At 57.3% G+C, this 9,143-nt stretch carries 9 protein-coding genes; 8 read left to right on the plus strand and 1 reads right to left on the minus strand.

Annotation, left to right across the window (positions count from 1 at the left end; all coding sequences use genetic code 11):
• Nucleotides 1-30: 30 nt before the first annotated feature.
• The 8 genes from FHL16_RS31400 to FHL16_RS31435 all read left to right on the plus strand — a co-directional run bounded on the left by FHL16_RS31400 (nucleotide 31) and on the right by FHL16_RS31435 (nucleotide 7,891).
• Nucleotides 31-1,089 (plus strand): RNA-guided endonuclease InsQ/TnpB family protein, encoded by a 1,059-nt coding sequence (locus tag FHL16_RS31400; protein WP_069900598.1) that lies wholly within the window; start codon nucleotides 31-33, stop codon nucleotides 1,087-1,089.
• A 442-nt stretch (nucleotides 1,090-1,531) separates the two neighbouring features.
• A complete protein-coding gene (locus FHL16_RS31405; protein ID WP_069900597.1) occupies nucleotides 1,532-1,882 on the plus strand; it encodes a hypothetical protein in 351 nt (116 codons plus the stop codon).
• Nucleotides 1,883-1,976: 94 nt separating this feature from the next.
• Nucleotides 1,977-2,954, plus strand: a complete 978-nt coding sequence (locus tag FHL16_RS31410) for an AAA family ATPase (RefSeq protein WP_069900596.1) — start codon at nucleotides 1,977-1,979, stop codon at nucleotides 2,952-2,954.
• Nucleotides 2,955-3,031: 77 nt separating this feature from the next.
• Nucleotides 3,032-4,207: a DUF3150 domain-containing protein gene (locus tag FHL16_RS31415; RefSeq protein WP_077750306.1), complete on the plus strand. Its 1,176-nt coding sequence runs from the start codon at nucleotides 3,032-3,034 to the stop codon at nucleotides 4,205-4,207.
• A gap of 79 nt (nucleotides 4,208-4,286) precedes the next feature.
• A complete protein-coding gene (locus FHL16_RS31420; protein WP_077750307.1) occupies nucleotides 4,287-6,089 on the plus strand; it encodes a VWA domain-containing protein in 1,803 nt (600 codons plus the stop codon).
• 72 nt (nucleotides 6,090-6,161) lie between these two features.
• Nucleotides 6,162-6,575 carry a hypothetical protein gene (locus tag FHL16_RS31425; RefSeq protein ID WP_069900594.1) on the plus strand — a complete coding sequence of 138 codons (414 nt, stop codon included), beginning with the start codon at nucleotides 6,162-6,164 and terminating at the stop codon, nucleotides 6,573-6,575.
• A 72-nt stretch (nucleotides 6,576-6,647) separates the two neighbouring features.
• The gene (locus tag FHL16_RS31430; RefSeq protein ID WP_077750308.1) at nucleotides 6,648-7,532 is read left to right on the plus strand and encodes a DNA adenine modification methylase; all 885 of its coding nucleotides are present in this window, start codon (nucleotides 6,648-6,650) and stop codon (nucleotides 7,530-7,532) included.
• Between the two features lie 11 nt (nucleotides 7,533-7,543).
• Nucleotides 7,544-7,891, plus strand: a complete 348-nt coding sequence (locus tag FHL16_RS31435) for a hypothetical protein (protein WP_177346266.1) — start codon at nucleotides 7,544-7,546, stop codon at nucleotides 7,889-7,891.
• 109 nt (nucleotides 7,892-8,000) lie between these two features.
• Here FHL16_RS31435 and FHL16_RS31440 read toward each other — a convergent pair whose 3' ends face one another.
• On the minus strand, nucleotides 8,001-8,930 hold the full coding sequence (locus FHL16_RS31440; protein ID WP_003150544.1) for a recombinase family protein: 930 nt from the start codon (nucleotides 8,928-8,930) through the stop codon (nucleotides 8,001-8,003).
• Nucleotides 8,931-9,143: the final 213 nt, after the last annotated feature.

The following is a 9,143-nucleotide window of genomic DNA, read 5'->3' on the forward strand; positions in this document are numbered from 1 at the left end:
GTTTTTCTGGGCGCATGAAACACTGATCACATGACCCAGACTAAGACCCTCAAGGTCCGGATTCGAGACAAGCACGCCCCGATGCTCCGGCACATGGCTCGTAGCGTGAATTTCGTCTGGAACTACCTGAACGAACTCAGCCAACGCTCGATCCGTGAGCGCGGGGTATTTTTGTCGGCCTACGACATGCAGAAATACACCAACGGCTGCGCCAAGGAGTTGGGGCTACACAGTCATACCGTTCAGGTGGTGGGAAAGGAGTACGCCACTCGGCGCTTGCAGTTTCGCAAGAGCCGGCTCAACTGGCGCAAGTCCCGTGGTGTGCGCCGTTCTCTGGGCTGGATTCCGCTCAATACCGGCGCGGCGAGCTGGAAGAATGGCCAGGTCTACCACAACGGCAACTTCTTCAAGGTATGGGACAGCTTCGGCCTGGGCCATTACCGTTTCCGCTCCGGTAGCTTCACTGAAGATGCCCGTGGCCGCTGGTATTTCAATGTGGTGGTCGATGTAGAGGCCAAGCCTTCGGCCGGGAAGCACGCCGTGGGTATCGACCTGGGTCTCAAAACCGTGGCCACCTGTAGCGATGGGGCCGCGCTTGAAAACGCACGCTTCTACCGGGATCTGGAGCCGGCCCTGGCCATTGCTCAGCGCGCCGGCAAGAAAGCCCGTGTCCGGACCATTCACGCGAAGATCGCCAACCGGCGCAAGGATGCCCTGCACAAGTTCAGCCGCTCACTGGTCGAGCGGTGCAATCTGATTGTGGTGGGCGATGTTAGTCCGCAGAAACTCGCCAAAACCAATATGGCCAAGTCCGTGCTCGATGCCGGCTGGGGCCAACTGAAAACGATGCTGGCCTACAAGTGCGCTCACGCAGGTATCGTGTTCAGGGAAGTCAGCGAGGCGTACACCACCCAAACCTGTAGCTGTTGCGGCGCAATGCCCGACAGCAGGCCGAGAGGTATCGCAGGGCTTGGAATAAGAGAATGGACCTGTGAGTGTGGTGTCACTCACGACCGCGACATCAACGCGGCCCGGAACATCCTCGCGGCGGGACATCGCCGTCTAGCTGTAGGAATCCCCGCTCTATAGGGCGGGGAGGATGTCAAGGCGATACTGTCCGCGCGAGCGCGGGCCTCCAGCATGAGCTGAGAAGGGTCAGGAGCCTGGCGCAGTTCAAGTTCCATCTGGCCTGGGTTTGATGGGCGCTTTCGCAAATTTGCGTGCTCGTATCGGTTGAAGCTGGCCGGTGAAAACGGCATGATTACTACTGCCGAAAGGCGCGGCAGCTGTCCGCATTACAGCTCAAGAATCTCCAAGCCGCACGCCCTGTGCGGCTTCAAGTAAGTCGCTTTCATACGATAGCGCACTCCAAGTTCCAGAAATCAATCACTAACGCATGAGCGTTGGTGTTTGTCCGTGCCTTGCACGGGTCGAAAACTGGCGACTCATCCAGTTCAAATAACCTGAAAAACATCCCAGCGGGGAATCCCCGTATGGGGTTTCTTCGCTCTTAAAAATTGGAGCTAAGAAAATGAAACAAGTCATCAACCTGACTAAGTTTAAAGCCACTGCTGATCTGGAGCGCTTCGGCGTGAAGGATCTTCGCTCGTGGAAAGAATTTCAGGAGATTCGTAATCTCCTGTACTTCCCATTGCCGCCGACCCAAGAGCAAGTTTCTGTTCGCGTCGAAAGACTCGCAGAAATTGCCCGCAATGAGTCGGAGAAAACGGGTGCAACTTCCGTCCTGGTAAGTTGCCCGCCGTGGATGATGCGCTCACTGGTCGCCGAGTTGGTTTACTTCAACCTGACGCCAGTTGTGAGCTTCACCAAAAAGACCACCGATGAAGGCATGTCCATTATCGCGCTGGTCGAAGCTGCTTAATCGCAACAACTAAATAATCGCCCACTGGGGGAGAAATTCCCTACTGGGAGTTCTCCTTTCTTCGGGCTTTGCTTTTGAGAATGGAGAATTAAAGATGCAAAAGTTTGACAGCAAAGTAGCCATGACTGAGTTCGGTTTTGTTAGCAACGCGCAAGCGCCTGCTTTCGATCCCACCCATCACTTCATGGATTATGTCGCACCGAAGAACGTCAACTATGTCTTCCGTGAGGAGCTGCTGAAGCCCTTCATGAACTGGTTGTACACCCCGTTCGGCGATGCCGGCATGCTGGTAGGGCCAACTGGCTCGGGCAAGTCTTCGCTAGTAGAGCAAGTAAGTGCCCGCCTGAACTGGCCGTGCATCACTGTGTCGGCTCATAGCCGCATGGAGATGCCGGAGCTTACCGGCTACAACCTGCCCGTCACCGACCCGGTGAGTGGCGACCTGAACACGAAGTTTGTGGATGGGCCGCTGACCAAGGCCATGCGCCTTGGTTTCGTGTTTGTGCTCGATGAGTACGACACGCTCGATCCGGCCGTCACTGTGGGCTTGCACGCAATCCTTGAGGGGCGACCCTTGGTGATTGCAGAAAACGGCGGTGAAGTGGTCAAGCCTCACCCTAACTTCCGGTTTGTCGCTTGCGGCAACACCTGTGGGCAGGGCGATGACAACGGGCTCCATGCTGGCACCATGCAGCAGAACCTGGCGTCGCTGGATCGCTTCCGTGTGTGGAAGGTGGACTACCTGCAACCAGATAGCGAAATCGCTGCTCTGATGCAAGGAATCCCCGGCCTCCCTGAAAACGTCGCTCAGAACATGGTCAAGGTGGCGAACTCTGTTCGTGACCAACACCAGGGGAAGAACGGCAATTACCTCAGCGTGACAATTTCCACCCGGATGTTGCAGCGCTGGGCTCGTATCGCGTTGGCCTACACCCAGTTGGGTGCAAGCGCTAACCCAATTCAGGACGCACTGAACGAGTCGCTGCTTAATCGCTGCGACAAAACTCAGCGTCTGGGCATCGTCAAGATCGCGCAAAGCGTTTTTGGTGGTACCTGGTCCCACGCAGCCTGATCAAAACCCTAATGGGGGAATCTCCCCCACAAGGGTGTGATTCCCCTTTTTTGCTTTCGAGAAAAGGAAAATCACAAATGACCATTCAAGCCAATGAGATCAAGATCCTTGATCAAATTCTGCTGGTTGATCTGTCCGGCATTCACCTGTGGACAGCGCGCAAGAAACTGAAGCCTGAAATGCTGGAGGGGAAAATTCCTCCTGCAACTTTGGCGTCTCTTGGCTCGATGCGTGTCATCGACCCGGAGAAGCTGAAACCGTTCGAGAAGATCAAGCGGCAGGCAACAAAGGTGGTGGAAGAGTGCGGGGTGAAATTCCTCGGTGGCTATGCCATTTCTCAGGACCGTATCCAGGATGTCGTTGACCGCCTGGAGGCCCTGAAGACGCAATTCTACGACCTGAAAAACAACTTCCTGCCTAACTACGACCGCTGGGTAACCGAGTGGATCGAGAAGGGGTGGGAGAAACAAGAGTGGCGCGACGCCATCCGGTCTTCCGTGACGCCGAAAGGGGTTGTGGATGCCGGAATGCAGTTCGGCTATGCGGCTTGCCGTGTAGCACCTGATGGCGACAAACACTTGTCCGGCACCCTCGGTGGCCAAGTACGCGGCCTGGCGGATCAGCTCTACGCTGAAACCGCTGAAACTGCTGAACGACTGCTGGAAACCGGCCTGGCCACTCGTGGCCATGTCACTCAAACCACGCTCAATACGGTACGGAAAATCAACGCCAAGCTACGCGGCCTGATGTTCCTGTCCAGCGATGTTAAAGCCCTCTCCGAGCACATCGACGCGATTCTCGCGGCGCTACCAACCTCGGGTGTGGTCAACGGCACGCAGTACAACACCGTGGTAACCCTCGTCTCTTCCCTCTCGGATGAGGATTCGATCAAGCGACTCATCAAGCATCTAAACCAGGCTGTTGGCCAGGTCGCGACGCTTGCTGTGCAGGAACCGGAAGCTGTGGCCCATATCGAGCCGCCGCAGATCGATCCAGTGCAGGAATCTACCCCTGAGCCAGTTGAAGCCAGTAGCGCGCAAGCGCCGCAGGTCGATGCTGTGGAGGCGGTAGAAGAGGAGCTTGAGGAAGCTGACGAAGCGGTGCTGGCTACGTTGTTCCAGTTCCGCCCAAGCAACGAAAAAAGCTCAGTAGTACCCGCCGAACAGGCCACCGATGAGGTGCCTGCCGACGCTGCGACTGAGCCAGACATAGCACCCGAACCACTGCCACAAGCAGCCGGCTTCTGGTTCTAACCAACCAATAAACCCCGCGCGGGAGTCCTCCCGCCTGGGGGGATTCCCTTTAGCGCGGAGGCGAGAAAGGAGAATCGAGATGAACAATAACTCCCTGATTGGCTCCCTGCCGATCTATGCACAACACCTGAGCGAGCAAACCGGCGTCAAGGTGGTGGTAGAGGGAACAACGGCCTACACAGACGGCCAAAAAGTAGTTGTCCCGTTCAACCTGGACGACCTTCCGCTGTCCTTCGGATTCATCGCGCACGAATGCTCCCATGTCCGCAACACTGATATGGACGTGTTCAAGCTCACGCTGAAGACGCCGTTCCGCAAGCGATTGCTGAACGCGCTAGAGGACATTCGCATTGAGCGGATGAGCATGGATCAGTACCCCGGTACTGAGGAGGATATTCGCTACCTGAACCGCAAGGTTCTACTTGAGCCGTTTCGGCCTGAGCAGGTAGAGAGCTGTCCTCCGCTCCATGTCGTACACAACGCAATCCTCATCGGCACTTACTGGAAAGTTCAGGAGCCGCAGCTTGAGGTTCCCGCAAAAGCGTATCTGAACGCGCTGGAGGCACTTCTGGGTGCTGACCTGGCCGACCAGATCATGCTCACAGCCTGTGATGTCCTGAAGTGCAACAGCACAAAGGATGTCCTTGGCCTGGTTGACGCCATCATTGCCATGCTGCCCTCTCCGGAGGATCAACAGCAGGACCAGGATGACGACAGCGACTCTGACACCCAACAGGGCCAAGACGAGCAGAGCCAGCCTGATGACCAGCCACAAGGCCAGTCTCAAGGTGGTGATGACCAGGAGCAGCAGAGCGAGCAAGGCGGCGACACCAAGGCAACCGAGGGTGGAGATAGCGAGGAGGAGGGTGATACCGAATCTGAGCAGAAATCTTCGTCCGGCGATGAGCAGGGTGAAGTCAATGAAAAGGGTGACCAGCAGGATGGCGATGCCGAGCAAGGCGAACCAGGCAACAACGATGGGGCTTCTGATCTGCGCGAGCAGGCCATGAACGCCACCGAGGCCGACTTGGAAGGGTTGGTGTCGGAAGTCGGAGATGCCGCAGCTGCGATGTTGGGTAACAAGGCAAAGCGCCAAGGTGTCGAAAGGGCATTTTCCTTGGGTGGGCGCAGTGCATTGCGTGGTGAAGATGCCTCACAGCGTCGGATTCGTGCAGGCATTGAGCAATCGTCTGGGCTGCGTCAGTGCCTCAATGGACTGCTGCAGGCTCAGGTTGATTGCCGTGTGCGCCTCAAGCGCTCAGGCCGGCGTATAGACACAACACGAATCGCCATGCTTCCGGCTGGTGAGACGCGAGTGTTCCGCAGTAAGGCGCGTGCTGAGCGGCATTCAGCAGCAATCCAATTTCTCCTCGATAAGTCGGGGAGCATGCGGGAAGCGATGAATGAAGCTGAGGCAGCGCTCTATGCGGTGCTCCATTCGCTGGAAAACATCCCGAAGGTTACGACCGGCGCGATGTCCTTTCCTGACCGTGGGCACGATGGTGTTGAGCGATGCGCGCTGATCAAGAGTCACCGGGAACGGCTGATTTCTGCAGTGCAACAAAGAGCTTTCGGCGCTGAAGTGCAGGGGTGTACGCCCCTCGCCGAAGCACTGTGGCCTGCAGCAACGGATCTGATCATCGCCAAGGGCGAGCGCAAGATCCTGTTCGTCATCACTGATGGCGAGCCGGACAACGCTCACTCCGCGAAAGAGATGATCACGCGCTGCGTAAACAGCGGCATAGAGGTGATTGGTTTGGGGTTTGGAGGTGCCAATGAGCACGTTCTGTCCCGGCTGTTCACTCACTACCGAGCAATAGGCACGGTTGCCAACCTCAAGAACGCGCTCTTTGAGCTGGTTCGCGAGTCCCTGGTCGCCTAAGTCAAGCAATCCAACCCGATAGGGGGTCACCCCTACCGGGAGTGGCCCCTTTCGCGTTGTGGGAGCCACAAAATGGAAAATACTGCGTTGGCAATGCCTCTCCTCGATCTGTTTGGCGAGGAGGTAATCATCCAGCGGCGCTCGTTCGAGCGTCGGCCTCGTGCTCTGACTGTTGCGCGGACAGTTGAGCAATTGGGGTTCCTAGACATCCTTGAGATGTCTGATGAAGCACTGGAAAAGCTGCGGGCAAGCGAAGAAATCACCGACGATTATATCGACTGGCTTCGTGACTACCTGCTCAAGCTAACACTGCGTCAGATCCTGCACCCGCAGGTGAGTGATGCGAATTGGCGTGAAGCAATTGACTGGCTGCTGTCGGATGAGAACCATCCCTTCAGCTTCAAGGCCTGCTGCAACGCTAGTGGCGCTGACCATGAGGAAGTCCGCGAGGGCGTACTCAGCATCATGCGTAAACACATGAAATAACCGACTGCCCGTGAGGGGGAAAACCCCCTCGCGGGTTTTCTCCGTCTGGGCTCCAGAAAGGAGAAATGGACAATGTTGAAGACCTCTGTGGTTTCGTACCCTGATCGTGGCAACTATGGGAATTCGCGGTACCGGGGCAACTGCACCGGCCATATCGTGAAGGACTTCTTCGCTACCTACATCAAGCGCAAGGATGGGTTGATTGTTGACCCAAGCATTGGTGGCGGTACGAGCGTCGATGTTGCCCGCGAGATGGGCCTACGGTTCGTCGGAACGGATCTGCACCAGGGGTTCAACCTCCTGGTCGACGATCTCAAATCCCATCTGGGAGAAGAAGCTCACGTCGCCTGGTGGCACCCTCCGTATGCGGGAATGCTCCAGTACAGCGGTATTGAGTGGGGCAATGAGCCTCACAAGTGGGATATGTCGCGCATGTCGATGGCTGACTTCACCGAAGCTCTTGAGCTCGCGGTGATGAACATCCATGACGCCGTTGAGGCCAATGGCGTGTACGGAATCCTGATGGGAAACCTTCGTCGTGCAGGCGAGTATTACAACCTGTCTTCGTTGGTAGAGCGCATAGCGCCGGGCAAGCTGATCGACGAGATCATCAAGGTCCAGCACAACTGCGTATCCGACTCACGCTCGTACCGGGGCAACCTGGTGCGAATTTCCCACGAAAAACTGCTCGTCTTCCGCCGCCAGCAGGCCTCGTTGTTCCTTCTTGGGGCAATGCAGCGCCGAGCTGTGGCAATGACGGGTATTACCTGGCGTGCTGCTGTGCGCCGGGTGCTGCAGGGCGGGAAGGTTCTTCACCTGAAGGACATCAACGCCAAGATCGAGCCGTTTGCGTCGAGTCGCAGCAACAACAACTGGCAAGCCAAGGTGCGGCAGGTTCTGCAGGACGAGCGTTATTTCGTCCGGGTAGAAACTGGCGTCTACCAGCTGGCTGCGTGAGGTGTCCGATGATGACTGATGCCAAGCGTAAAGCCTTCATTTCCGAGCATGTGGCGGCAACGGCACCCATCCCCTGCGAGTTCGCTCAAGGGGACACGGTGACGGTGCTGAACGGTATGGGAGTGGAAATTCAGGGGAAAAAGATTCTGGGCTTTGTCCGGGAGATTGACCCTGAGTGGCGGCCAAAGGCCTTCGTTTACCTCGATTGGGACTGCTACTGGTTCCCGGTTGAAGTCGAGAGGCTGACCCTTGAGAACCAGGACGTATGTTCGTCTTGCAACTCACCAGCAGAAAAAATCATCGGGTGTCCCGATGGTGCTGAGCTGTGCTCGCAGTGCTTCGATAACTCGAACCACTGATAACTGAACAGCCGGGGCACTCGTCCCGGCAAACACAAACCCCTGCGGGAGAAATCCCGTCAGGGGTTTGGGGTTTGGGGAGCAATGGAACCAAAAACCAACGTAAGCCCTACCAACGCTTTTCGGTGTCTTCTTCCCAGGCGCCCATCTCGACAAAACAGTTGCGCATGTCGGCCTCCTGGCTGATCTCGGTCAGCAGGTCATGCACGCTCTTGTCCAGCTCATCGTCGCTCCGATACGGAATGGTCAACTCATAGTGGCCGGCATCCAGCCGCTTCATGCCATAGGGCTCCAGGCAGTAGCGCTCAATGTTCTCCGTGGCCCGCTTCCGGCCGCGCACGAACTTGCTGTTATTCACCACCGCGAGGCGCAGGGTGACGGTGGCCACCCGCTCGGCGGCGGGCGGCTCTGCCGGCGACGCGGCCGAAGGCTGCTGGTCGCGTGACCTGGCGCTCTTCTGGTACGCGCCGATCTCGACACCACGGTGGCGCAGGTAGCTGTACAGCGTGCTCTTGGAGATGTGCAGCTTCTCGCCGATCGCGCTGACGCTCAGGCGACCTTCGCGGTAGAGGGTTTCGGCCGCCATGGCGGTGGCCTCAGCCTTGGCTGGCAGGCCCTTGGGACGGCCACCGATCCGGCCACGCGCCCGTGCGGCCGACAGACCCGCCTGAGTCCGCTCGCGGATCAGCTCGCGCTCGAACTCCGCCAGCGAGGCGAACAGGTTGAACACCAGGCGGCCTTGGGCGTGGGTGGTGTCGATGGGGTCATTCAGGCTCTGTAAGCCGACCTTGCGCTCTGCCAGCTCGCCGACCAACTCGACCAGGTGCTTGAGGGAACGCCCAAGGCGATCCAGCTTCCAGATCACCACGGCATCACCCGGCCGCACGTTGGCCAGCAGTTTGTCCAACTCCGGCCGGGCGCTTTTCGCGCCGCTGGCGATGTCTTGGTAGATGCGTTCGCACCCGGCCTGTTTCAGGGCATCGACTTGTAGGTCGGCTTTCTGATCCCGAGTGCTCACTCGCGCATAACCGATCTTCATCAAAAGTACTGTTTACTCGACTACGTTAGTAATAGTTGAACTTTGATTAAGCGTACCAGTTATTTGAACCGTAGCGCGGGGAGCTTAACGAACCGAGCCATTCCTCGATAGAGTTCGGCAAAACCTTCGTTTTGTCGAACCATTGCATCGCCCTTTGTGATTGGCGTATAAACACACAAACACCTATTAGCGGAGAACGCTATGAATACCATT

This window comes from Pseudomonas sp. FSL W5-0299, assembly GCF_005930655.1.
Classification (GTDB): domain Bacteria; phylum Pseudomonadota; class Gammaproteobacteria; order Pseudomonadales; family Pseudomonadaceae; genus Aquipseudomonas; species Aquipseudomonas mandelii.

What these genes read in the sequence shown, in the direction of transcription:
- FHL16_RS31435 (WP_177346266.1), top strand. Translation starts at nt 7,544, where the DNA reads ATGACTGATGCCAAGCGTAAAGCCTTCATTTCCGAGCATGTGGCGGCA.
- FHL16_RS31400 (WP_069900598.1), top strand. Translation starts at nt 31, where the DNA reads ATGACCCAGACTAAGACCCTCAAGGTCCGGATTCGAGACAAGCACGCC.
- FHL16_RS31420 (WP_077750307.1), top strand. Translation starts at nt 4,287, where the DNA reads ATGAACAATAACTCCCTGATTGGCTCCCTGCCGATCTATGCACAACAC.
- FHL16_RS31405 (WP_069900597.1), top strand. Translation starts at nt 1,532, where the DNA reads ATGAAACAAGTCATCAACCTGACTAAGTTTAAAGCCACTGCTGATCTG.
- FHL16_RS31430 (WP_077750308.1), top strand. Translation starts at nt 6,648, where the DNA reads ATGTTGAAGACCTCTGTGGTTTCGTACCCTGATCGTGGCAACTATGGG.
- FHL16_RS31415 (WP_077750306.1), top strand. Translation starts at nt 3,032, where the DNA reads ATGACCATTCAAGCCAATGAGATCAAGATCCTTGATCAAATTCTGCTG.
- FHL16_RS31410 (WP_069900596.1), top strand. Translation starts at nt 1,977, where the DNA reads ATGCAAAAGTTTGACAGCAAAGTAGCCATGACTGAGTTCGGTTTTGTT.
- FHL16_RS31440 (WP_003150544.1), bottom strand. Translation starts at nt 8,930, where the DNA reads ATGAAGATCGGTTATGCGCGAGTGAGCACTCGGGATCAGAAAGCCGAC.
- FHL16_RS31425 (WP_069900594.1), top strand. Translation starts at nt 6,162, where the DNA reads ATGGAAAATACTGCGTTGGCAATGCCTCTCCTCGATCTGTTTGGCGAG.